This window comes from Amycolatopsis sp. FDAARGOS 1241 (genome assembly GCF_016889705.1).
Taxonomy (GTDB): Bacteria; Actinomycetota; Actinomycetes; order Mycobacteriales; family Pseudonocardiaceae; genus Amycolatopsis.
The window spans coordinates 7,172,724-7,195,501 of the sequence record NZ_CP069526.1; the positions used below are offsets into that span (position 1 = coordinate 7,172,724).

Here is a 22,778-nt window from a genome sequence, read left to right on the forward strand (position 1 = left end):
AGAACATAGCACGACCGGGGCCCGCGAGGCGAGAGCCGGGACCACCCGGAAGAACGAAAAGCCCCCTCCCCGGGACGGGCGGTGTCAAGGGGTTGTTGCAACACGGATTGATTACCTGGCTGGTGCCAGGAGTTTGGCGAGACGCTCGGCTGGGGTTTCCCAGTCGAGCGTTTTGCGTGGTCGGCCGTTGAGTCTGGCGGCGATCTCGGCGAGATGCTCGGCGCTGTGGACCGACAGGTCGGTCCCTTTGGGGAAGTACTGGCGTAGCAGTCTAGGGACCACTCCAGCAGGCCGTTGGTGTTCTCGTTCGAGCCGCGCTGCCAGGGCGAGTGTGGGTCACAGAAGTAGACGGGCAGGTCAGTGGCCAGGGAGAACTGGTGGTGCAGGCCCATTCCCGAGCCCTGGTCCCAGGTCAGTGACCGCTTCAGTTCCGCCGGCAACGTGGCCATGGTCGCGGCCAGGGCGTCACGGACGGTCTCGGCGGTGCGGTCACAGGGCAGATGAACGAGCAGGACGTAGCGGGTGGAGCGGTCGACCAGGGTGCCGATCTGGGACTGCTGGTCCTTGCCGATGATCAGGTCGCCTTCCCAGTGCCCGGGCACGGCCCGGTCCTCGGCCTCGGCCGGGCGGTCGCTGATCATCACCATGGGCGCGGCGAACCGAGGCTGGCGCTGGTCAGGACGCTTGTGTGGAATGCGGTAGGCCGGCCCGTCCGCAGCGCCCGGGTGAGCTCCCGCCGAAGCTCGCCACGGCCCTGGACACAGAGGGCCTGGTAGATCGTCTCGTGGGACACCTGCATCTCCGGCCGGTCGGGAAACTCCCGCCGCAGGCTATGACTGATCTGCTCCGGGCTCCACTCCAGCCCCAGCCACTGCTGCACGAGCGCACGCAAGTGCGGACACGCCGCGATCTGCCCGCCCTTCGGGCGTGCCCGGCGGGCATCGGCACGAGCCTGGGCAGCGTGTGGCAGGTAGTCGCCGCTGACCGGATGGGCATTCCGCTTGATCTCCCGGCTCACTGTCGAGACTGCACGGCCCAGCTCCGCAGCGATCGCCCGCATCGAGACCTCCGCCCGCCGCCGATCGGCGACCACGATCCGCTCGTCCTCCCCAAGGAAATAAGCCGAGGGCTCGTCCACCAGCGCCCTCACCCGCGCCGGTGGACGAGCCCTCTTCACACGACCTTCCGGCCGCCCGTTACGCCACTCACGCCCCGTCCGCAGGTTCACCCCCACGACACGGCACGCCTGGCCGTTACTCATCCCCTGCTTCACCAGAGCAAGGTAGTGATCCCGCTCCCGGGCCAACCTCCTCCGGCCCTGCGGCCCCCGATCCCGCCGGATCTCGAAGTCCACCGCAACCCCTCACCTCGGGTGTTGCAACGACCTCTTGAACCTAAGACGACCGGGAAGGGGGCTTCGAACGGACGCGGACCTACTCCTTCAGGCCGCTCGCCGCGATGCCGCGGACGATGAACCGTTGCGCCACCAGGAACATCGCCACCAGCGGAGCGATGGTCACGAGCGCGCCGGCGAACAGCGCCGGCAGGTTGATCGTCTGCGCGGTGAGGAACGTCGAGAGCGCGATCTGGGCCGTCCACGACGACGGGTCCTGCCCGATGACCAGCGGCCACAGGAAGGAGTTCCAGCTCTCGATGAACATCAGCGCCCCGAGCGAAGCGATCATCGCGCCGGAGTTGGGCAGCACGAGCCGGCGGTACACGCCCAGGTAACCGAGCCCGTCGAGCCGGCCCGCCTCCTCGATCTCCGCCGGGAACCGCAGATAGAAGTTGCGGAACAGGATCACGGTGAACGCGCTGAACAGGTTCGGCGCGATGATGCCCCACTCCGTGTTCACCCCGCCCATCGCGCCGACCACCACGAAGGTCGGCACGAACGTCACCGACTGCGGGATCATCAGCGTCACCAGCACGTAGGTGAACACCGCGCGCCGCCCCGGCACGTCGATCCGCGCGAGCGCGTACCCCGCCATCGAGCCGAACATCGTGCCCACCGGTGCCGTGATCACGGCGATCACCAGCGAGTTGAGCAGCGCGTGGCCCATCGGCACCGACGGGTCGGCGAACAGGTCGCCGAAGTTCACCCACGACAGCGGGTCCGGCAGCCAGGACCACTCGGGCGAAGCGACCTGCGCCCGCGTCATCAGGGCGTTGCGCACCATGATGTAGAACGGCAGCAGGAAGATCAGCACGAGCACGCCGGCGAGCAGGTACTTCGGGACCCGGCCCCAGCCGCCCGAGCGGTCGCGCACCTTCGCCGGCACCGCCGGCGCGTTCCCGGTCAGCACAGCCATGTCAGTCCTTCTTCCCGAAGCCGACGAACTTCCCCTGCAGCAACGTGATCGCCACGATGATCACGGTGAGCAGGAACGCGCCGGCGGAGCCGACGCCGTAGTTCTGGTCGCCCAGCGCCGAGTCGTAGAGGTACACCAGCGGCGGTTTCACCGGCGCCGTCGCCGTGCCCGTGAGCCCGGTGCCGAACAGGTTGTAGAACTCGTCGAACGCCTGGAACGCCGCGATGAGGATGAGCAGCAGCACCGCTACCGACGTGTTCCGCAGCTGCGGCAACGTGATGTAGCGGAACGCCTGCCACTTCGACGTGCCGTCGAGCTCACCCGCTTCGTAGAGCGACGGCGAGATCGCCTGCAGGCCGGCGAGGAACAGGATCATGTACAGCCCGACCTGCAACCACAGCCGCAGCGTGACCACCGCGACCCAGTAGACCGGCGGGCTCGTCTGCGACAGCCACGGCACGGGATCGGTGCCGAACAGCCCGCCGAGCGCGTTCGCCACCCCGGAGGGCAAGCCGTTGAACAACGCCATCTTCCACACGAGCGCCGCGACCACGTACGACACCGCGCCCGGGATGAGGAACACGGTGCGGAAGAACGCCTTGCCGCGCCGGATGCTGTTGACCAGCACGGCCAGCCCGAGCGACGCGGCGAACGTGACCGGCACGATGAACACCGTGAACAGCGCGATGATCAGCAGCGAGTCGCGGAACGCGGAGTCGGACAGCAGGAACGTGTAGTTGTCGAAGCCGATCCACTTGCCCAGCGAGATCGTGCCGCGCGCGTCGTTGAACGAGAGCAGGAAGCTCCACGCGATCGCGACGTACTTGAACACGCCGAGCCCGATCACCACCGGCGCGGTGAGCACCGTGAACGCGCCGATCGCGCGCCAGTCCACCCGCCGGCGGCGGCGCTTCGCGGGCGCCGCCGCACGGGAGGTCTTCGGCGACACCGCCGCCGGCGACGAGACAGCCATGTCAGGCGAGCTGCTTGTCGACTTCGGACTGGGCCTTCTTCGCCGCGTCGCCGAGCTCGGCGGCGGGATCGGCCTGGCCGTTGGCGATCTTCGTGGCCGCCTGCAGGAACAGCGTCGCCGACGCCTTGTTCCACAGGCCCGAGTACGACAGCCCGTTCTGCTGCGAGATCGTGACGGCGTCCTTGGCCGCACCGCTGGAGAACTCGGTCGTCTGCGCCGCGACCTCCTTGCGCGCCGGGATGTGGAAGCCGTACTTGACGCACCAGTCCTTCTGGAGGTCCGCCTGCTGGATCCACAGCCAGTTGATGAACTTCTTGGCCGCGTCGAGGTTCTTGCTCTTGGCGTTGGCCAGCTGGTACCAGCCGCCGACGCGCGCGACCTGCCGGCCCGCGTCGCCGAACTTCGGCCACGGCACGACGCCGAAGTCGTCGCCCACGGCCTTGTTGATGTCCGGCAGTGACCACAGGCCGCCCCACTGCATCGCGGTGGCGCTGTCGGCGAACGCGCCCGGGTCGGACCAGTCGGTGGGATAGCCCTGCAGCAGGCCGCCGGTTTCGTGCAGCTGCTTGAGCCCGGCGATCGCGGCGATCGCCTCCGGCGTGGCGAACGAGATCTTCTTCCCGCTCGGGTCGAAGAAGTCGGCGCCCGACGACCAGAGCAGCAGCGTTGCCGCTTCGCCCACCCCATCGGTGCCGACGTAGAGGCCCTTCTGCTTGCCCGTGGTGAGTTTCCGGGTCGCGTCGAGGAGTTCGGCGAACGTCGTCGGCGGCTTCACGCCGGCGGCTTGGAGCACGCTCTTGCGGTAGTACAGCATCATGACGTCGTCGATCGTCTTGACGCCGTAGATCTTGCCGTCGACGGTCGCGGTGTCCAGCGCAGCCTTGGAGAAGTCGCCCTTGACCGGGTCGACGATGTCGTCGAGCGGCGCCAGCAAGCCGTTCTTGACGTTCTGGTACCTGAAGTCGCCGATCTCGAACAGGTCCGGCGCGTCGGCGGTGAGCAGGGCCGAGTTGAGCTTCGTCTCGTAGTCACCGGCGATCCAGCTGACCTTGATCGCGATGTCCGGGTTGGCCTTGGTGAATTCCTGCGCGTAGCGCTGCACGGCCTGCTGCGTGCCCGACTCGCCATACGCGTGGTACCACTGGTTCAGCGTGACCTTGGCCCCGCCCGCGGCGCCGGAGTTCTTGTTCAGCGGGTCGGAGGTGCAGCCCGCCAGGGCGGCTCCCCCGGCGAACAGCACGGAGCCGACGAGGAAGCTCCTGCGCGACAACGATGGGGACAGGGCCATGTGACTTCTCCTCACAAGCGGTCGGACACGAAAAGACTCTGAACGGCGACAGCGGCGGCGCCCCGTGCCCACTCCTCGAACGGCAGCGGGCGGATCACCAGGCCGCACCGGGCGGCACTGCCGAAGGCCTGCTCCGCGAACGTGCGGCGGATCTGCTCCTCGAAGAGGTCGTAGGTGGCCACGCCCTCACCCGAGACGACGATGCGTTCCGGGCCGAAGAGGTTGACCAGTGCGCCGAGACCGAGCCCGATGGCATGGCCCGCGTTCGCGAAGACGGCCCGCAGTGGCTCGTCCCCGGCCCGCGCCCGCGCGACGGCCTCGGCCAGCGTGAGCGCCGGATCCCCGGCGGCCCGGCGCGCGCTCGCGACGATCGCCTCGGTCGACGCGATCGCCTCCACGCAGCCCGTGCCGCCGCAGTGGCAGGCCGGGCCGTCGGTGCCCATGCCGGCGACCGGGACGTGCCCGATCTCGCCGGCCACCCCGTGCGCGCCGCCGACGAGCCGGCCGTCGAGCACGAGCGCGCTCCCTATCCCGGTGCCGACGGTGACCAGCGCGAACGACGCCGCACCAACGCCTTCGCCGAACCACTGCTCGGCGACGGTCAGCGCCTTCACGTCGTTCTCGAGCGTGGTCGCGAGCCCGGTGCTGTCCTCGAGCAGCTCGGCCAGCGGCACGTCGCGCCACCCGAGGAACGGCGAGTAGCGCACGAGACCGGAGTCGCGGTCGACGTCGCCGGACACGGCGACGCCCAGGCAGTAGGCGCGGTCGCGGAAGCTCGTCGCACCGTCGGGCGCCGAGCCGGCCAGCAGCTCGGCGACGAGGTCGGTGAGCGCGCGCACGACGTGGTCGACGTCGTGGCTGGTCAGCGCGTGGTGCTTCGCGACGCGGATCTGCGCCTGCAGGTCGGTGACCACGCCGATGAGGTCGTCGCCGGTGATCTTGACGCCGATGAAGTACTCGCGGTCGGGCCGGATGGCGAGCGGGTTCGCGGGGCGGCCCGCGCCCGGCGCCGTGCGTTCTGCGGAGGCGAGCTCTTCGAGGTAACCGGCTTCGATGAACGGGCGCGCGGCCTTGGTGACGGCCGCGGACGACAGGCCTGTGCGGCGGGCGACGTCCACGCGGCTGACCGGACCCTGGGTCAGCACCGTGGTGAACACGGTGGCCGCGGCGGGACTCGTGATCGGCGCCCTTGCCGGTGCACTGCGTGACATGCGCGGAACCGTACGACGGATAAATTAACTTCGTCAAGAATTTATTTTTCCGCTGGTCATCCCTACGCTCTGGAGACATGTCCGTGGAATTCGACGTCGATCACCGGTTGTGGCTGCTTCGTACCCGAGAGTCGGCGTACGCCTTCCGCCTCGACGAGGCCGACCGGGTGCGGCACGTGCACTGGGGCCCGCCGCTCACGCTCGAACAGGCCACCCAGATCACGCCGCTCCCCAACCCGGTCGGCTCGAGCTTCGACGAACCGTTCGACGACCGGCCGGAACTCGCGACGGAAGGGGGCGCGTTCTTCGGCGTCGCGGGGCTGTCCGTGCGGTTCGCCGACGGCACGCAGGCCGTCGAGTGGGCGTACGCGGGGCACGACACGCAGGACGGGCTCTGTGTTCGGCTGCGCGACCGGCACTACCCGCTCGAAGCCGAGCTGCACTACCGCGTCCGCGGCGAAGCCGTCGAACGCCACACGGTCCTGCGCAACACCGGGACCGAGCCGATCTGCTTGCTGCGCACGGATTCCGCGGCCTGGACGCTGCCCCGTCGCGGCGATTACCGGATCAGCCACACGGCGGGCGCGTGGAGCGCGGAAGCCGGGCTGCTGCGGGAAAACCTGCCCACCGGCGAGACGACGCTGACGAGCCGGCGCGGGGTTTCCAGTCACCAGGCCAATCCGTGGCTGATGCTCGACGACGGCACGGCCACCGAGACGCGCGGCGAAGTCTGGAGCACCGCTCTGGCGTGGAGCGGCAGCTGGCGCATCACGGTCGAGCGCTCGCACACCGGGCGCGTCACCTGGACCGGCGGGTTCGGCCACGAAGGCGTGCAGTGGCGGCTCGAACCCGGCGAGACCTGGGAGACGCCGGTGTTCGCCGGGCTCTACACGGCCGACGGATTCGGTGGTGCGAGCCGGAAGTGGCACGCCTACGTGCGCGATTTCGTGCAGCCGCACCCGGAAGAGCTGCGGCCCGTCGTCTACAACTCGTGGGAGGCCACCGGCTGGGACGTCGACGAACCGGGTCAGCTGCGGCTCGCCGCGATCGCCGCCGAAGCGGGCGCGGAGCTGTTCGTGGTGGACGACGGCTGGTTCGGCGCGCGCACCGGCGACACGGCGGGTCTCGGCGATTGGACCGTGAACCGCGACCGCTTCCCCGCCGGACTCGGCCCGCTCGTGGCCGAAGTGCACCGGCTTGGGATGGGTTTCGGGCTGTGGGTCGAGCCGGAGATGGTGAACCCCGACAGCGAGCTCTACCGCCAGCACCCGGATTGGGTGCTGGCGATGGCGCACCGCGGCCGGACCACGTTGCGCAACCAGCTCGTGCTCGACTTCGGGCGTCCCGAGGTCGCGGACTGGGCGTACAAGTGGCTGCACCGGCTCGTCGCCGACCACGGCATCGACTACCTCAAGTGGGATATGAACCGCGCGTTCACCGAGGCCGGCCGGCCCGGCGACGGCGATCCGGGCCGCGTGTGGGTCGAGCACGTGCGCGCGGTCCACGGCGTGCTCGACCGGCTGCGCGCCGACCACCCGGCGCTGCGGATCCAGGCGTGCGCGGGCGGCGGCGGGCGCACGGACCTGGGGATCCTCGCGCGCACCGACGAGATCTGGACGTCGGACAACACCGACGCCTTCGACCGCGTGAAGATCCAGCACGGGTTTTCGCAGGTGCTGCCCGCCGGGGTGATGGCCGCGTGGGTCACCGACAGTCCGAACCCCCTGACCGGCCGCGAAGCGCCGCTGGAGTTCCGGTTCCACGTCGCGATGGCGGGCGTGCTCGGGCTCGGTGGGGCGCTCACGAAGTGGACCGCGGACGAACTGCGCCGCGCCGCGGAGCTCGTGGCTCTGTACAAGGAGATCCGGCCCGTCGTGCAGCACGGCACGGCCTACCGACTGGCCGATCCGGCCGTTTCCCCGTTGACAGCGGTGCAATACGTGCTCGGTGACGACGTGGTGGTGCTCTTCGCCCGCCGGCCGCACGACCACGGCCGGCCGATCGTCACCCCCGTGCTGCAGGGGCTCGATCCGGCCGCGATTTACCACGAGGTGGGAACCGGCGCGGTGCACCACGGTGCGGTGCTGCTCGCTCACGGGCTGCCGATCACGCTGACCGGGGACGGCGCCGCCAGCGCGCTCGTGCGGCTGCGGCGGGAACCTCGCTAACCGGGCCCGTTCCCCACTAGGCTTTCGCGCATGTCCGATCACCCTCTCATCGCTGTGACGCGCTGGATTCCCGACGACGCGGTGAAGGTGCTCGCCGACGCCGGCGAAGTGCGCGTGTCCGAACTCGACCGCCCGCTCACGCCCGAGGAGCTGCGGTCGTTCGTGGCGGGGGCGACGGCCATCGTGGCGATGCTGCACGACCGGATCGACGCGTCGGTGGCCGAAGCCGCCGGGCCGCAGCTGGCCGTGGTGGCGAACGTGGCCGTGGGCTACGACAACGTCGACGTGCCGGCGCTGGCTGCCCGTGGGGTCACGGTCACCAACACGCCGGGCGTGCTGACGGACGCGACGGCGGACCTCGCGTTCGGCTTGCTGCTGGCCGTCACGCGCCGGCTCGGCGAAGGCGAGCGGTTGCTGCGGGCACGCGAACCGTGGTCATTCCACCTCGGGTTCCTGCTCGGGTCCGGCTTGCAGGGCAAGACGCTCGGTGTCGTCGGGCTCGGCCAGATCGGCCGGGCCATGGCCGAGCGCGCGGCCGCGTTCGGGCTGCGGATCGTCTACTCGGGACGGTCGGCGAAGCCGGACTTCGCCGGCGAGTTCGTGTCCTTCGAGGACCTGCTGCGCCGATCGGACTTCGTGTCGCTGCACTGCCCGCTGACGCCGGAGACGCGCCACTTGATCGGCGCCGAAGCGCTGCGGGCGATGAAACCCACCGCGTACCTCGTGAACACCACACGCGGGCCGGTCGTCGACGAGGCCGCGCTGGCCGACGCACTCGAAGCCGGCGAGATCGCGGGCGCCGCGCTGGACGTGTTCGAGCACGAGCCCCGGGTCGAACCACGGCTGCTGGCGCGCGACGACGTGGTCGTCACACCGCACCTCGGCTCGGCGACCGTCGAGACGCGCACCGCGATGGCCGTGCTGGCCGCTCGAAACGTGACCTCGGTACTCGCCGGGGACGCTCCGCTGACGGAGGTAGCACCGTGACCCGTGTCGTCATCGCCCCTGACAAGTTCAAGGGCAGCCTCACCGCGGTCGACGCCGCCGAGGCGATCGCCCTCGGCGTGCGCGACGCACTACCCGACGCCGACATCTCCGCCTGTCCGGTCGCCGACGGCGGCGAGGGCACGCTCGAGGTACTCGAGAACGCGGGCGGCGAGCTGATCTGCGTGCGCGTACGCGGCCCGCTGGACGAACAGGTCGACGCGCGGTACGTGGTGCTCGACGGCACGGCCTACATCGAGTCGGCGCGCGCATGCGGCATCGAGTTCGTGACGCCGACGCCGGAGACCGCGCTGGCCGCCCACACGTGGGGCGTCGGCGAGCTCCTGGCCGACGCGCTCGCGCGCGGGGCTTCGCGGCTTGTGCTGACCGTCGGCGGCACCGCGAGCACCGACGGCGGCGCCGGGATGCTGGCCGCGCTCGGCGCGGGGGTCTTCGACGCGTTCGACGCCCCCATCGGACTGGGCGGCGGCACCCTGGCCCGCGTCGCGAAGGTCGAGCTGGAGCCGGCGCACGAACGGCTGGGCGCGGTCCCGGTCACGGTCGCGACGGACGTGACCAACCCGCTCGTCGGCCCCCAGGGCGCGGCGGCGGTGTTCGGACCGCAGAAGGGCGCCCGCCCCGAGGAGGTGACCGAACTCGACACCGCACTCGGCCGCTGGGCTCAGGTTCTGGTGAACGCCGGCGCGCCGGACGTCTCGGCGGTCCCCGGTGCGGGTGCCGGCGGCGGCGTCGCGGGCGGTGCCATCGCGGGCCTCGGCGCGACGGTCGCGTCGGGCTTCGACCTCATCGCCGGTCTCACCGGCGTCGACGGTGCACTGCACGGTGCCGACCTGGTCATCACCGGCGAGGGCTCACTCGACTCCCAGAGCCTGTCCGGCAAGGCGCCGGCCGGCATCGCCGCCAGGGCGAGCCGCGCGGGCGTGCCCCTGATGGTCCTGGCCGGGCGGATCCAGCTCGACACCGCCGAGCTGGCCGGTCTGGGCGTCGTGGGCGCCAGCGCGCTCATCGACCACGCACCGTCGCTGGACCACGCGCGCACCCACGCGGCCGAGCTCCTGCGCGCCCGCGCGGGCGACCTCGTCCGGACCTGGGCCGGCAGTCGCACCGCGGCCCAGTAACCACCGCACCGAACGCTCACGCGAACAGCGCGGCCGGCGAGGACCGCGTCCCCGCCGGCCGTCGTTTCAGCACACCCGAACCTGCCCCGCCCGGGATGTCCGGAGCGGGGCGCGAAGGGAGAAGGCGTCCGGCAGAACTACGGTGGCCCGCCGGCGCCCTCGGGCGACCGCGCGGTCAGTCGGTCTTCTGCGGCAGCACCGCGAAGGCGACGTCGCCGGTTTCGTCTTGCTGGACGTCGAGGACCTTGTCGTCGAGCAGGGCAGCAGCCTGGGGCTCGAGGAAGACCTTCGCGCCACCGTCGGTGCCCACGACGCGGTCGCCGTCCTGCGGGGCCGGAGCGACGGACAGCGCGAGCTGCGCGCCCTCCTCCTCCATGCTCTGCAGCGCGAACCGCAGCCCGCTGTCCTCGGCGCCCTGTTGAGCCGTCAGCGCGGAGATCGCCTCGGCAGCGGCTTCGGTCACGGTCAGCATCGTTCGGCCTTCCCTTCGTCGCGGTCGGTTGCGATGGTTTTTCACGCTAGGGGCGGTGGGTCGACAGCGCAGCGTGAGCGAGACAGCTGGAGGAAAGCCGTGGGACCGGTCACAAACACGTTTGAGATCCGGGCGATCTGCCCATAGGCGGGAGCCGGTGGGGAATAGACCAATGAGCGGCAGCGATGTACCTGTCGGCGGGATCACAGATCTTCACCTGGTTCAACAGGTTCACAAGTTTGTGAAGCAGAGGTAGCGTCAGGATCATGACCACCACCCGGTGGACGCCCCGGCAGCCGCTCTTCGACCGTGATCCGCGACAGCCCGCGCACCACGACCACGAACTCGGCGGACACGCCGCGTGGTACCTCGTCGCAGGCGCAGTCACGACCGGCGTGCAGGCCGTGCTCTTCCTCGTCCTCCGCTCGGAACTCGGCTCGCAGTGGGCGAACCTGGTGGCCATCGCGATCACGACCGTCGGCAACACGGAGTTCCACCGACGCGTCACCTTCGCCGGCCGGGCGAGCAAGGCCGGCCAGCGCCACCTCCAGGACCTCGTGACGTTCGCCTTCTACGCCGGCTACGGCTCGCTCGTCCTCGCCGGTCTCGGCGCCGTGGTCAGCCACCCGACCGCGTGGGAGGAGACGGTGAGCCTGCTGGCCGCCAGCTTCGTCGGCGGGCTCGTCCGGTTCGTCGTGCTGCGCTGGTGGGTCTTCGCGCACCGCAAGGGCGCCGTCCACGACTAACCTCCGATTCGTGTCGGACGAGAAAATCGGGCCGCATGAGGGCGGTAGTGAGCCCGACTACCGGTTCACCCTGGCCAACGAGCGCACCTTCCTCGCGTGGCTGCGCACCGCGCTGGGCCTGCTCGCGGGTGGCGTCGCCGTCCACCAGCTCGTGCCACAGCCCGTCGCGGCGAGCTCCGTGCTCGCCGGGCTCTGTGTGCTGCTCGCGGCGATCCTCGCGGCCGCGGCATACCCGCGCTGGCGCCGCGTGCAGGTCGCCATGCGCGCCGGTGAGCCGCTGCCGCGCAGCGCGATGATCGTCGTCCTGACCGGGGGCGTGTTCGCGCTCATGGCGGCCGCCGTGGTGCTCGTGGTCCTGTCGTGAACGGCGCGCAGGCCGAGCGCACGGGCCTGGCGTGGCGCCGCACGGCACTCTCCGCGACCGCGTGCGCGGTGTTGCTCCTGGGCGCCGCGGTGCGCAACGAGGGCTCGTGGGACCTGGTTCCGGCGGGGCTCGCGGCGATCACCGCACTGGCTCTCGCGGCGGTCGGCCGGCACCGGGAACGATCACTCCGAACCGACCCCGAACCGGCCGCCCTGAAACCTGTTCTACCCGCGGTGGTGGCCACCCTCTGTTGCGCAACAGCCGTGTCACTCTTCGTGACGTACTGAGTGGACAGTCCGCACATTCTGCGAGCCGGGATTCGTACTGTGCGTTGGCCGGTCTCGTTTTCATCAAGACCATTGCTGCGTACGGGGTATTCGTAGTTGAAATCTGGACTGTCAGCCCGCGACCTGCTTAAGGTTACGGAGCGTCGCATCGGGAGCGGCGACTACTCGATCAATCGGAGTAGCTGCGACCGCAAGATCACAGATTGTTGACCCCAAGACCAGCGACGGTCGCAGGGTCGCCGGGGAGACGACCATGACAGCACCGTCGAAGCCAGCTCGCTCCGAAATCGCCGCGGATGAAGGCGACGTCCCGGGTTACGTGGCACCCGAGACCCTGCCGCGGCCGAGCGGACGGCTGACCAAAGAAGACCTCGACCCGCTCGTGCTGGCCGCCGGGCGGGGCGACCAGCGCGCGATCACCGAGTTGCTGCACGTGCTGCGTCCCGTGGTCGCCCGCTACTGCCGGGCCCGCATGGGCGGGCGCGACCTGTCCTACCTGTCGGCCGACGACGTGGCCCAGGACGTGAGCATGGCCGTGCTGAAGGCCCTGCCGGACTACCAGGACCGCGGCGGCTCGTTCCTCTACCTCGTGCACGCCATCGCGGCCAACAAGGTCGCCGACGCTTACCGCGCCGTGGCCCGGGACCGGTCGGAGCCGGTGCCCGAGCTGCCCGAGCGGTCGCTGGTGGGCAACGAGCCCGAGTCGTATGCGCTGCGGCTCGACCTCGGCTCCCGGCTGCAGGAGATGCTCACGCGCCTCGCGCCGCTGCAGCAGGAAATCCTGACCCTGCGGATCATCGTGGGCCTCTCGGCGAACGAGACCGCCGAGACGCTGGGCATTTCCGCGGGCAACGTCCGCGTGACGCAGCACCGCGCGCTGACGAAGCTGCGCGCAATGATCCAGGGCCAGGAGTTCTAGACAGGCTTTCTAGACAATCAGTCCATACACACGCTTCGCCGTGTGTTCGAAGACGTCGAGCCGCTCCGGGTCCGTCAACGGGCCGGTGAGGGACACCGCCGCGTCCAGCACGACTTCGTAGGCCGCCGCCAGCTCGCACACGGGCCAGTCGGTGCCGAACAGCACGCGGTCCGCGCCGAACGACGTGAAGACGTGGTCGGCGTAGCGGCGCAGGTGCCCGATCTGCCACTGTTCCCAGTCGGCCTCCGTGACGAGCCCGGAGAGCTTGCACGCCACGTTGTCGCGCGCGGCGAGCGACGCGATCCCGTCGGCCCACGGCTGCCACTCCCCCGCCGCGATGGGCGGCTTCGCCGCGTGGTCCAGCACCAGGCGCAGCTCGGGCAGCTGCTCGGCCACCTTGCGCGCCGAAGCGACCTGCGCCGGCGCCACCAGCAGGTCGTACACCAATCCCGCGGCGCCGACCGCCGCCAGCCCGCGCAGCACGTCCGGGTGCAGCAGCCACTCCGGGTCCGCCTCGTCCTCGACCTGGTGGCGGATGCCGACGAGCGGGCCCAGCTCCGCGAGCCGTGCCAGCCGGTCCGCGACGTCGGGCGCAGTGAGGTCGACCCAGCCCACCACCCCGGCGATCACGTCCTCCCTCGCCGCGGTGACGAGGAACTCTTCCGTTTCGTCCTGGTCCGGAACGGTCTGGACGAGCACCGTCGCGTGGACGCCCGACGCGTGCGTCACCGTGCGCAGATCGTCCACTGTGTACGGACGACGGATGCGGGCCATCGCGTCGCCCGCGAGCCACGGGTAGTCCCGGTGGGCCGGATCCCACAGGTGGTGGTGCGCGTCGATCACTGCGGTCCTCCAGCTGTCACGAGCCGGCCGACGACTGCGTCCGCACGCAGCAGGCCGGCGTCGACGAGATCGGTCCACAGTACGGCGGGCACGGCGGCCGCCGCGCGCCGCACGTTCAGCGCCACCTGACCCGCGTCGTGCGCGCCGACGACCACGGACACCACAGCCGGGTGCGCCGCCGGCAGCGCGAGCGCGGCCTCGGGCAGGTCGACGCCGTGGCGCCCGCACACCTCCGCGATCCGGCGCGCCCTCTCCACCAGCTCCGCCGGAGCGGCCGCGTAGTCGTAGGTCCCGCCAGGTTCGGCGGTGGCCAGGATGCCCGCGTTGAAAACCCCGCCCGCGACCACCCCGACGCCGCGGTCGAGGCACAGCGGCAGCAGGTCGTCGAGCGCCGGCTGGTTGAGCAGCGTGTAGCGCCCGGCCATGAGCACGTGGTCGAGGTCGAACCGGCGGACGAACTCGGTGAGCATCGGCGTCTGGTTCATCCCGGCGCCGATCGCGCCGACCACACCCTGCTCGCGCAGCTCGAGCAGCGCCGGGAAGGCACCCGTCACGGCTTCCTCGAAGTGGTCGTCCGGATCGTGCACGTACGCGATGTCGACGCGGTCGAGACCGAGCCGCGTGAGGCTGTCCTCGAGCGAGCGCAGCACGCCGTCGCGGCTGAAGTCCCAGCGGCGCCGGTGGGTCGCCGGCACGTCGAAGCCCTGGTCGTCGCGCTCGCCCGGCGCGGCCGCGCGCGGTTCCAGCACTCGCCCGACCTTGGTGGAGAGCACGTACTCCGCGCGCGGATACGCCGCGAGCGCCTTGCCGAGGCGCCGCTCCGAGAGCCCGAGGCCGTAGTGCGGCGCGGTGTCGAAGTAGCGGATGCCCTCGGCCCAGGCGCACCGCACGGTCGCTTCCGCGGTGTCGTCGTCGATGGCGTGGTACAGGTTGCCCAGCTGCGCGCCGCCGAGCCCCAGCGGGGAAAGTTCCACGGTCACTCCTTCCCCGGCAGTTCCCACACAAGCCCGAGGGCCGTGGAGGTGCTGTTGCGGTCGTCGTCGGTGTCGAGCAGCTGGTTGATGCGCGCTTGCCAGGCGAGGTCGGCCGGATCGCCGGCGAGCGCGGCCTTCATGGCTTCGAAGTCGTCGACCTCGACGAAGTGGAACAGGTCGAGGCCGCTGCGCCAGATTCGCCAGGTGCGCACGCCGGCTCGGCGCAACGCGGCATCGAGCTCGTCCGGGATCACGGCGTGCACGGACTCGTAGGTCGCTTCCTGACCCGGTTTGAGGCGAGTACGCAGAGCGACACTGTGCGGTGGGGAGTCGTGGGTCATGTCTCCTCCTGGCGAGTTCCGTGGCACGCTGTCCTCAGCACACCAAACATCCGAGGTCTCTTGAGGGAGGGCGGTCTCGATGCCCGTCACCGATGTCGCGATCGACAAGATCAAGGACATGATCATCTCGGGGGAGCTCGCGCCGGGCGACCGGCTGCCCAAGGAAGCCGAGCTCGCCCAGCGGCTCGGCCTTTCGCGCAGCTCCCTGCGCGAGGCCGTGAAGGCGTTGTGCCTGATCCGGGTGCTCGACGTGCGCCAGGGCGACGGCACGTACGTGACGAGCCTCGAGCCGAACCTGCTGCTCGACGCCATGACGTTCGTGGTCGACTTCCACCGCGACGACACCGTGCTCGACTTCCTGGCGGTGCGCCGGATCCTCGAGCCCGCCGCCACGGCGCTGGCCGCGCTGCACATGAACGACGACGACATCGCCGAGCTCGGCACGCTGCTCGACGAGCTGGCCGACGCGCCGACGGTGGAGGCCCTCGTGGCCAACGACCTGCAGTTCCACCGCAAGATCGCCGACGGCTCGGGCAACCCCGTGCTGTGCTCGCTGCTCGACAGCCTGTCCGGACCCACCGCGCGGGCGCGGATCTGGCGCGGTCTCACCCAGGAGGGCGCGGTCGCGCGCACACGCGAACAGCACACCGCCATCTACGAGGCCATCGCCGCCCGTGAGCCGGAGCTGGCGCGGTCGTGGGCGACGGTGCACGTCGCGGGGGTGGAGCAGTGGCTGCGCAGCACGCTGACGCCGGCCGAGGGCGACGGAGACGGGGCCGGCCACACCGACAACCCGGACACCCCCGAGCCCGCCGCAGCGGCGTCCTGAACTCGGCGGGGCGCCCCCGCCACCAGACCCCGGGGGCACCTTCACCGCACGGCGAGAAGGTCGGATGATCACGGCCCGCGTGCCGATCAGGTCTGGGGCTTTCCGCCGGCGTAGCGGCTGATGATGAGGGCGATCAGGATGATGCCGCCGTAGATCGCCTTCAGCCATTCCGCGGGCACCTGTGCGATGCGCAGCAGGCTGTCCACCGATTGCAGCAGCAGCACGCCGGTCAGGGCGCCGACGAGCGTGCCCTTGCCGCCGTCGAGCGAGACGCCGCCGATCACCGCCGCGGCGAAGACCTGAAGGATCAGGCCGTCACCCTGGTCGGCGCCGAGCGCGCCGACGTACCCGGTGTAGGCCAGACCACCGATCGCGGCGAGCACACCGGCCACGATGAACACGGCCCACGAGATGCGGTCCACCCGGATGCCCGCGGCGCGCGCCGCCTCGCGGTTGCCACCGATCGCGTAGAGCGACCGGCCGACCCGGTGGTAGCGCAGGCCGAGGCCGAACAGCAGGAACAGCACCGCGGCCAGCCACACCGACATCGGCAGCCCGGCGAACGTCGTGGTCGCCAGCGCCGTGAAGGCGTCGAGCCGGTCGAACAGCGTCTTGCCGTTGGTGGAGCCGATCTGCGTGCCGCGCAGCACCGTGAGCATGGCCAGCGTGACGATGAATGCGTTGAGCTTCAGCTTCACAATCAGGAAGCCGTTCACGAGCCCGATCACCGCGCCCACGACGGGGATCGCGAGCAGGCCCAGCGCCGCCGGCCACTCCGTGCCGAAACCCGACGACGCCGCCGGGATCACGAGCATCACGCCGATCGCGGGGGCGATGCCCATCGTCGACTCGAGCGACAGGTCGAACTTGCCGGTGAGCAGGACCAGCGATTCGCCCAGCACCACGAGCGACAGCGCGGCGGCGGCCGAGAGGATGCTGATCACGTTGTCGAACGTGAGGAACGAATCGCTGATCAGCCCGCCGATCACGAACACGACCACGAGAGCGGGCAACAGCGCCAGCTCGCGCAGCCACAGTGAGTTCCGCCGCTTCGCGCGCGCCGCGGGCAGCGCCGTCTGCGGGTCGGTCATCAGCTCAGTCATGGAGCCCGACTCCTTCGATGTCGGCCACGAGGTCTCCGTCGGACCAGCCGGCCTGGTGTTCGGCGACGACGGCACCGGCGCGCAGCACCAGCACCCGGTCGGCCAGGCGCAGGTCGTCCAGCTCGTCGCTCACGATCAGCACCGCCTTGCCTTCGGCCCGCACCCGGTCGACGACCGCGAGCAGGGCCTCCTTCGACTTCACGTCCACGCCGGCCGTGGGGTTGATCAGCACGACCAGTCGCGGGTCGCTCTCCAGCGCGCGGGCGAGCACCACCTTCTGCTGGTTGCCGCCGGAGAGGTCGGACACCAGCTGTTGCGGCCCGGCCGCGACGATGTCGTACGACCTCAGCGCACGGGCTCCGCGCTCGTGCCGCGCCTTGGGCGGCGCGAACCCGCCGGGACCCATGCGGTCGAGCACGGACAGCGTGGTGTTGTCCATGATCGAGTGCTCCAGCACGAGGCCCTGTTGGTGGCGGTCGCGCGGCACGCAGCCGACGCCGGCGTGCAGCGCGGCCGCGATGTCGCCGGGCGGCAGCTGTTCCCCGGCCACGAGCACCCGCCCAGCCGACGGCGTCCGCAGTCCGTACACAGTCTCAGCGACCTGGTGCTTGCCACTCGCGTTGCTGCCGGCCATGCCGACGATCTCACCGCGGTGCACCCGCAGCGACACGTCGTGGAAGCCGTCGCCGGACAGCTCCTCGACGGTCAGCACCTCGCCCGCGTCCACCGCGAGCGGGTCGCGGGTGGCCGCGTCGCGCACGGCCAGCCCGCCCTGTTCGCCGGTCATGGCGTCGACCAGCTGCGAGCGGGGGACGTCGGCGACCGGCGCGGTGAGCACGTGCTTCGCGTCGCGCAGGACTGTGACGGCCTGGCACACCTCGTACACCTCGTGGAGGTGGTGCGAGATGAACAGGAACGTCACGCCGCCCCGCTGCATCTGACGCATGCGTTCGAAGAGCCGCTCGATGGCTTGGCTGTCGAGCTGCGCCGTCGGCTCGTCGAGCACGATGAACCGCGCGCCGTAGCTCAGCGCGCGGGCGATCTCCACGAACTGGCGGTCTTCCACCGAAAGCTCGCCCGCGGGTGTGTCGACGTCCACGTGCACGTCCCACGAGTCGAGCAGCTCGCGGGCCTGGCGCCGCAGCCTGCGCCAGCCGATGGCGAACCCCTGGCCCGACTGGCGGTTGAGGAACAGGTTTTCGGCCACCGACAGCTGCGGCACCACCATGGCGTGCTGGTACACGCACGCCACGCGGGCCTTCCACTCGTCCTGCTTGGCCAGCGGCGGCGCGGGCTCACCACCGAACTCGACGCTTCCGGTGTCCGTTTTGGACAGTCCGGTCAGGATGGACACGAGCGTGGACTTGCCCGCCCCGTTGCGGCCGACGAGCGCGTGCGACTCGCCGGCCCGCACGGTGAGGCTCACGTCGTGCAGGGCCACGGTGGGCCCGTAGCGCTTGCCGACACCGTGGGCACTCACCACGGGTGCGACCTGCTCCGGGGCGGGCGCGCTCACAGGTTGTTCCCCCACAGGGCCTTGTCGTCCACGTTGTCCTTGGTGACGACCGGGGCCGGGAGCTGGTCCTCGAGGATGCCGGGGCTGATCTGGACGATCTGCGAACCGTGGTCGGTCGGGCCGGGCTTGAACGTCTCCCCCGCCATCGCCTTCTTGAGCCAGTACATGCCGTACTTGGCGTAGGCGTCGGCCGGCTGCGACACTGTCGCGTCGAGCTCACCGCTGCGGATCGCGGCCAGCTCCTGCGGGATGCCGTCGTTGCTCACGAGCACGACGTGGCGCGGGTCGCCGGCCGGGAAGAAGAGGTTCTTGCGCTTGAGCGCCTGCTCGGTCGGCGCGAGGTACACCCCGCCGGCCTGCATGTAGACGCCCTTGATGTCGGGGTTCGCGGTGAGCAGGGAATCGAGGCCCGAGGACGCCTTGTCGGCTTTCCACTCCGCCGCGATCTCCAGCACCTTGATGTCCGGGTACTTCTGCTTCATGCAGTCGCGGAACGCCGCCGACCGGTCGCGGCCGTTGACCGAGGCGAGGTCACCCATCACCTGCACGACCTTGCCGCTCTTCACGCGCTTGCCGATCTCCTCGCACGCCTTGGTGCCGTAGGCCTTGTTGTCGGCGCGCACGACCATGGCGACCTTGCCGCTCTCGGGCGCCACGTCGACCGCGACCACCGGCACGCCCTTGTTCTCGGCCTGCTTGAGCCCCGCCACCACCGCGGCGGAGTCGATCGGTGTCACGACCAGGCCCTTCACGCCCTGGTTGAGCAGCGTGCCGATGTCGGTGATCAGCTTCGCCGGATCGTTGTCGGCGTTCACCGTCGGCAGCGCGTCGAGGCCCGCCTGCTTGGCCATCTGCGGCACGTAGTTGTTGTAGGCCTGCCAGAACGGCGAGGTCAGCAGCGGCAGCGTGGCCCCCACCTTGCCGCCGGTGTCCCCGCCGCTCGCGGCGGCCGGTTTGTCCTTCGTGGACCCGCATGCAGTCAGGACCAAACCACACGCGGCCGCCGCGGCAGCCAGCCGGATCACCTTCGTACGCACCGCATCCTCCTCGATGAGAGCGTTGTTACCGCACTAGTTCTGCACTGGTCCCCGCGGGCGCAGGCCGTACATGCCGCCGTCCACCGCGAGCGCGGTGCCGGTGGTCGACGCGGACAGCGGGCTGGCGAGGTAGGTGATGGCGCCCGCGACCTCGTCGGCGGTCACGAGCCGGCCCATCGGCTGGCGCGCGGCCAGCGCCGCGCGCTCGGCGGCCGGGTCGAGGGCCGCGTCGAGCAGCCGGCCGACCCACGGCGTGTCCGCGGTGCCGGGGCACACGCAGTTCACCCGGATCCGGTCCGGCAGGTGGTCGGTGGCCATCGCGAGCGTCAGCGACAGCACGGCGCCCTTCGTCGCGGAGTACAGCGCGCGCTGCGGCAGGCCCGCCCACGCGGCGATGGAGCACGTGTTCACCACGACCGCCGACGGCGACGCCTTGAGGTGCGGCAATGCCGCACGCGTGGTGCGGACCATGCCGACGACGTTCACGTCGTAGACGCGGTGCCACTCGTCGTCGCTGTTGGCGGTGACATCGCCGGCCGCGCCGATGCCGGCGTTGTTCACCAGGACGTCGATCCGCCCGAAGCGCTCGGCGACGGCGTCGATCGCGGCGGTGACCTCGGCGTCGGCCGTGACGTCGCAGCGGAACCCGGCCAGGGGATCGGGCACGTCGTCGGTCTTGAGGTCCAGTACGGCCACCTGCGCGCCGCGCTCGGCGAGCAGCCGCGCCGTCGCCAGGCCGATGCCCGATGCGCCGCCGGTGACCACGGCCACCAGGCCGCCGAACTCGCTCACTGCGCGTACTCCGTCCACTCTGGACCGTCCGGGTAGCGGAAGCGGCGCAGGGTCGCGTCGTGCATCCGCGCGGAGAACCCGGGTGCGGTCGGGGCCAGGTAACGGCCGTCGCGCACGACAGCCGGGTCGGTGAAGTGCTCGTGCAGGTGGTCGACCCACTCGATGGTGCGGTCGGTGTCGCTGCCGGACACCGCCACGAAGTCGAACATCGACAGGTGCCGCACCAGCTCGCACAGGCCGACGCCGCCGGCGTGCGGGCATACCGGCACGCCGAACTTGGCCGCCAGCAACAGGATCGCGAGGTTCTCGTTGACGCCACCGACGCGCGCGGCGTCGAGCTGCAGCACGTCGATCGCGCCGGCCTGCAGCAGCTGCTTGAACACCACGCGGTTCTGCACGTGCTCGCCGGTCGCGACCTTGATCGGCGCGAGTGCCTTCGCGATCGCGGCGTGGCCCAGCACGTCGTCCGGCGACGTCGGTTCCTCGATCCAGTACGGGTCGAACGGCGCGAGCTCGGTCATCCACGAAACGGCCGTGGCCACGTCCCAGCGCTGGTTCGCGTCGACGGCGATCCGGATGTCCGCGCCGACGGTCTCGCGCGCCAGCTTCATGCGGCGCACGTCGTCTTCGAGACTGCCGCCGACCTTCAGCTTGATCATCTCGAAGCCGCCGGCCACGGCTTGTTCGGCCAGGCGCACCAGCTTCGCGTCGGAGTACCCGAGCCAGCCGGGCGAAGTGCTGTACGCGCGGTAGCCCTCGGCTTCGAGCTTCGCCGTGCGCTCCGCACGGCCGGGTTCGGCGGCACGCAGGATGTCGAGTGCCTCCTGTTCGGTCAACGCGTCGGAGAGGTAGCGGAAGTCGACGAGCGACACCAGCTCTTCCGGCGTCATGCGCGAGACGAACTTCCACAACGGCAGATCCGCCCGGCGTGCGGCGAGGTCCCACGCGGCGTTCACGACCGCGCCGATCGCCATGTGCGCCACGCCCTTCTCCGGGCCCAGCCAGCGGAACTGCGAGTCGCCGACGAGTTCGCGCGAGAGGTCACCGAGCGCCTGCGCGTCCTCGGGCACTTCGCGGCCGACGACGTGCGGGGCGAGGGCGCGGATGGCGGCGGCCTGCACGTCGTTGCCGCGGCCGATGGTGAAGGCCAGGCCGTAGCCGTCCGGACCGCCGTCGGTGTGCAGCTCGACGTAGGCGGCTGAGTAGTCGGGGTCGGGGTTCATGGCGTCCGAGCCGTCGAGCTCCCGCGAGGTCGGGAACCGGACGTCGAGCACCTCCATGCCGATGATCTTCGCCATGTCAGGCCTGCCTCATCGTCTGGCGCTGGCGGCCGAGGCCGTCGATCTCGAGCTCGACGACGTCGCCTTCGCGCAGGTAGGGCTTCGGCTCCGGCTGCCCCAGCGCGACGCCCTCGGGCGTGCCGGTGTTGATGAGGTCACCGGGACGCAGGACCATGAACTGGCTCAGGTAGTGGATGATCTCGGCGACGCTGAAGACCATGTCCCTGGTCGAGGAGTCCTGCACCTTCTTTCCGTTGACCCACGTGCGGAGCCCGAGCTCCTGCGGGTCGGGCACCTCGTCGGCGGTCACGAGCGCCGGGCCGAGCGGGTTGAACGTCTCGCAGTTCTTGCCCTTGTCCCACTGGCCGCCGCGGTGCAGCTGGAACTCGCGCTCGGAGACGTCGTTGGACACGACGTAGCCGGCGACGTACTGGAGGGCTTCCTCGACACTGTCGAGGTAACGCACCTCCTTGCCGATCACGACGCCGAGCTCGACCTCCCAGTCGGTGCTGCTGCTGCGGCGCGGGATGAGCACGTCGTCGTCCGGGCCGACGATCACGTCGGGGGCCTTCATGAACAGCACGGGCTCTTCGGGCACGGCGGCACCGGTCTCCTCGGCGTGGCGCCGGTAGTTCATGCCGATGCAGAGGATTTTGCCGGGCGCGGCCAGCGGCGGGCCGACGCGCAGGTTCGCCGCCGCGGCGTCCGCAACGGGTAGCTCGCCGGCTTCGAGCGCGGCGGCGGCGCGAGCGATCCCGCCGGATGCGAGGAAAGCACCGTCGACGTCGGAGGTGAGGCCCGAGAGGTCGTACAGAGTGCCGTCTCCGGCACGAACGAACGGTCGCTCTTCTCCCGCGGCTCCGAGACGCACAAGCTGCACGGACGTTCCCCTCTCACCACAACCACACCAAGACATCCGATGTATAGCGCATCAGCTGCGTACGATCCAGAGGCCGGCGGGATTTGTTCTCAAACTTGATCAGACCTCACTGGCGAGGGCCGGCGGGGCGAGCCACGAACACCGCCTCGATCTTGCTCCTGAAACCGGCCAGGCGCACGCCGGTTTTCATCCGATCTTTCGATGCCCGGGCGGCCGCCGCGTGGCGCACCCGTGAACGACACGCGTTTTCCTTGCCACACCTCGGGTTCGGTACCGATTCCGCCGAACCCGTTGAAACGCTGCCGGGTCCTGACTTGAAT

General features: G+C 70.5%; 22 protein-coding genes and 1 pseudogene. 8 read left to right on the forward strand and 15 right to left on the reverse strand.

Translation table 11 applies throughout. The annotated features are described in order from the left end of the window. Positions 1-111: 111 nt before the first annotated feature. The 5 genes and pseudogenes from I6J71_RS34950 to I6J71_RS34970 all read right to left on the reverse strand — a co-directional run bounded on the left by I6J71_RS34950 (position 112) and on the right by I6J71_RS34970 (position 5,784). A pseudogene (locus I6J71_RS34950) lies at positions 112-1,261 on the reverse strand (IS30 family transposase). Between the two features lie 172 nt (positions 1,262-1,433). Next, positions 1,434-2,312, reverse strand: a complete 879-nt coding sequence (locus tag I6J71_RS34955) for a carbohydrate ABC transporter permease (protein ID WP_239154089.1) — start codon at positions 2,310-2,312, stop codon at positions 1,434-1,436. 1 nt (position 2,313) lies between these two features. Beyond that, a complete protein-coding gene (locus I6J71_RS34960; RefSeq protein WP_204090755.1) occupies positions 2,314-3,285 on the reverse strand; it encodes a carbohydrate ABC transporter permease in 972 nt (323 codons plus the stop codon). Between the two features lies 1 nt (position 3,286). Further along, positions 3,287-4,573, reverse strand: coding sequence for an ABC transporter substrate-binding protein (locus I6J71_RS34965; protein WP_239154090.1), 1,287 nt, complete (start codon positions 4,571-4,573; stop codon positions 3,287-3,289). Between the two features lie 11 nt (positions 4,574-4,584). After that, positions 4,585-5,784 carry an ROK family protein gene (locus I6J71_RS34970; protein ID WP_239154091.1) on the reverse strand — a complete coding sequence of 400 codons (1,200 nt, stop codon included), beginning with the start codon at positions 5,782-5,784 and terminating at the stop codon, positions 4,585-4,587. Positions 5,785-5,861: 77 nt separating this feature from the next. Here I6J71_RS34970 and I6J71_RS34975 point away from each other — a divergent pair, with 77 nt between their 5' ends. Genes I6J71_RS34975 through I6J71_RS34985 form a run of 3 tightly spaced genes read left to right on the forward strand, consistent with a single transcriptional unit; the run spans position 5,862 to position 10,075 of the window. Then, complete coding sequence (locus I6J71_RS34975) at positions 5,862-7,952, forward strand: alpha-galactosidase (protein WP_204090756.1); 2,091 nt, start codon at positions 5,862-5,864, stop codon at positions 7,950-7,952. 30 nt (positions 7,953-7,982) lie between these two features. Continuing rightward, positions 7,983-8,939, forward strand: coding sequence for a D-glycerate dehydrogenase (locus I6J71_RS34980; protein ID WP_204090757.1), 957 nt, complete (start codon positions 7,983-7,985; stop codon positions 8,937-8,939). Next, on the forward strand, positions 8,936-10,075 hold the full coding sequence (locus I6J71_RS34985; protein WP_204090758.1) for a glycerate kinase: 1,140 nt from the start codon (positions 8,936-8,938) through the stop codon (positions 10,073-10,075). Before I6J71_RS34980 ends, I6J71_RS34985 begins: the two co-directional genes overlap by 4 nt. 175 nt (positions 10,076-10,250) lie before the next feature. On the opposite strand, the gene I6J71_RS34990 is transcribed toward I6J71_RS34985, so the two are convergent. Next, positions 10,251-10,547 (reverse strand): iron-sulfur cluster assembly accessory protein, encoded by a 297-nt coding sequence (locus I6J71_RS34990; RefSeq protein WP_204090759.1) that lies wholly within the window; start codon positions 10,545-10,547, stop codon positions 10,251-10,253. A 266-nt stretch (positions 10,548-10,813) separates the two neighbouring features. Here I6J71_RS34990 and I6J71_RS34995 point away from each other — a divergent pair, with 266 nt between their 5' ends. The 4 genes from I6J71_RS34995 to shbA all read left to right on the forward strand — a co-directional run bounded on the left by I6J71_RS34995 (position 10,814) and on the right by shbA (position 12,863). Next, a complete protein-coding gene (locus I6J71_RS34995) occupies positions 10,814-11,293 on the forward strand; it encodes a GtrA family protein (protein WP_204090760.1) in 480 nt (159 codons plus the stop codon). A 10-nt stretch (positions 11,294-11,303) separates the two neighbouring features. Continuing rightward, on the forward strand, positions 11,304-11,657 hold the full coding sequence (locus I6J71_RS35000; protein WP_204090761.1) for a YidH family protein: 354 nt from the start codon (positions 11,304-11,306) through the stop codon (positions 11,655-11,657). Beyond that, positions 11,654-11,944 (forward strand): DUF202 domain-containing protein, encoded by a 291-nt coding sequence (locus tag I6J71_RS35005; protein ID WP_204090762.1) that lies wholly within the window; start codon positions 11,654-11,656, stop codon positions 11,942-11,944. The genes I6J71_RS35000 and I6J71_RS35005 overlap by 4 nt, the downstream gene beginning before the upstream one ends. Positions 11,945-12,197: 253 nt before the next feature. Next, positions 12,198-12,863 (forward strand): RNA polymerase sigma factor ShbA, encoded by a 666-nt coding sequence (shbA, locus tag I6J71_RS35010; protein ID WP_204090763.1) that lies wholly within the window; start codon positions 12,198-12,200, stop codon positions 12,861-12,863. Positions 12,864-12,872: 9 nt separating this feature from the next. Here shbA and I6J71_RS35015 read toward each other — a convergent pair whose 3' ends face one another. From I6J71_RS35015 to I6J71_RS35025, 3 genes are read right to left on the reverse strand one after another with little or no spacing between them, the layout of a single operon-like run. Next, positions 12,873-13,706 (reverse strand): amidohydrolase, encoded by an 834-nt coding sequence (locus I6J71_RS35015; RefSeq protein ID WP_204090764.1) that lies wholly within the window; start codon positions 13,704-13,706, stop codon positions 12,873-12,875. After that, entirely contained in the window at positions 13,703-14,686 is a 984-nt protein-coding gene (locus I6J71_RS35020) for an aldo/keto reductase (protein WP_204090765.1), read from the reverse strand. The genes I6J71_RS35015 and I6J71_RS35020 overlap by 4 nt, the downstream gene beginning before the upstream one ends. Then, positions 14,683-15,021 carry an L-rhamnose mutarotase gene (locus tag I6J71_RS35025; protein WP_204090766.1) on the reverse strand — a complete coding sequence of 113 codons (339 nt, stop codon included), beginning with the start codon at positions 15,019-15,021 and terminating at the stop codon, positions 14,683-14,685. The genes I6J71_RS35020 and I6J71_RS35025 overlap by 4 nt, the downstream gene beginning before the upstream one ends. A 79-nt stretch (positions 15,022-15,100) precedes the next feature. Here I6J71_RS35025 and I6J71_RS35030 point away from each other — a divergent pair, with 79 nt between their 5' ends. Next, positions 15,101-15,850 carry a FadR/GntR family transcriptional regulator gene (locus I6J71_RS35030; RefSeq protein ID WP_204090767.1) on the forward strand — a complete coding sequence of 250 codons (750 nt, stop codon included), beginning with the start codon at positions 15,101-15,103 and terminating at the stop codon, positions 15,848-15,850. Positions 15,851-15,936: 86 nt separating this feature from the next. On the opposite strand, the gene I6J71_RS35035 is transcribed toward I6J71_RS35030, so the two are convergent. The 6 genes from I6J71_RS35035 to I6J71_RS35060 are packed head-to-tail and all read right to left on the reverse strand — an operon-like array spanning position 15,937 to position 22,458. Continuing rightward, on the reverse strand, positions 15,937-16,953 hold the full coding sequence (locus I6J71_RS35035) for an ABC transporter permease (protein WP_204090768.1): 1,017 nt from the start codon (positions 16,951-16,953) through the stop codon (positions 15,937-15,939). Further along, entirely contained in the window at positions 16,946-18,469 is a 1,524-nt protein-coding gene (locus I6J71_RS35040; protein WP_204090769.1) for a sugar ABC transporter ATP-binding protein, read from the reverse strand. Before I6J71_RS35040 ends, I6J71_RS35035 begins: the two co-directional genes overlap by 8 nt. After that, a complete protein-coding gene (locus I6J71_RS35045) occupies positions 18,466-19,506 on the reverse strand; it encodes a sugar ABC transporter substrate-binding protein (RefSeq protein WP_370542012.1) in 1,041 nt (346 codons plus the stop codon). The genes I6J71_RS35040 and I6J71_RS35045 overlap by 4 nt, the downstream gene beginning before the upstream one ends. A 33-nt stretch (positions 19,507-19,539) precedes the next feature. Next, positions 19,540-20,298 (reverse strand): SDR family NAD(P)-dependent oxidoreductase, encoded by a 759-nt coding sequence (locus I6J71_RS35050; protein ID WP_204090770.1) that lies wholly within the window; start codon positions 20,296-20,298, stop codon positions 19,540-19,542. Continuing rightward, positions 20,295-21,596, reverse strand: a complete 1,302-nt coding sequence (locus I6J71_RS35055; protein WP_204090771.1) for an enolase C-terminal domain-like protein — start codon at positions 21,594-21,596, stop codon at positions 20,295-20,297. Before I6J71_RS35055 ends, I6J71_RS35050 begins: the two co-directional genes overlap by 4 nt. Position 21,597: 1 nt before the next feature. Beyond that, positions 21,598-22,458, reverse strand: a complete 861-nt coding sequence (locus tag I6J71_RS35060; RefSeq protein ID WP_204090772.1) for a fumarylacetoacetate hydrolase family protein — start codon at positions 22,456-22,458, stop codon at positions 21,598-21,600. Positions 22,459-22,778: the final 320 nt, after the last annotated feature.